The 703-nt window shown below is 44.8% G+C and carries 1 protein-coding gene; it reads left to right on the forward strand.

What is annotated here, in order from left to right:
* Positions 1-687: NUDIX domain-containing protein (locus tag ACWHAR_RS27315; RefSeq protein WP_452088462.1), on the forward strand; the 687-nt coding region annotated here is incomplete at its 5' end.
* Between the last annotated feature and the right edge of the window lie 16 nt (positions 688-703).

The following is a 703-nucleotide window of genomic DNA, read 5'->3' on the forward strand; positions in this document are numbered from 1 at the left end:
CCCATTCCCGCAGTTGACGGAAATGTGATGCGTGTCATGTCCAGAATTCTTTCTATTTGGGATGATATTGCCAAACCAAAAACAAGAACGATCTTTGAAGACGCCATACGAGCTTTTATTTCCAAAGAAAAACCATCTGAATTTAATCAGGGCTTGATGGAGCTTGGAGCCTTGATCTGTACGCCAAAATCACCCTCATGCCTACTTTGCCCGGTTCAGCAGCATTGCTCAGCATTTGAAGAAGGCACTGAACGGGAGCTTCCGGTAAAAAGCAAAAAGAAAAAGCCCGGGATCAAAACCATGGCCGCGATCGTACTGACTGATGAAGACGGACAAGTGTATATCCACAAACGGCCGTCTAAAGGTTTGCTCGCCAACCTGTGGGAATTCCCTAATCTTGAAACACAAAAAGGGATCAAAACTGAGCGTGAACAGCTCATCGCTTTCTTAGAAAACGAATATGGCATACAAGCTGATATCAGTGATCTGCAAGGTGTAGTCGAGCATGTTTTCACCCACCTGGTATGGAATATTTCAGTGTTTTTCGGTAAAGTAAAACAAGTGTCGGATACCAGCGAGCTGAAAAAAGTAACGAAAGAAGAGCTCGAACAATTTGCGTTCCCGGTGTCACATCAAAAAATCTGGAAGATGGCAGTAGAAGCAGCCGCCATCTCGGCTGCTCCGTAAACCAGTCTTAATCGTA

The sequence above is a fragment of the Bacillus sp. LR--39 genome, from assembly GCF_053613335.1.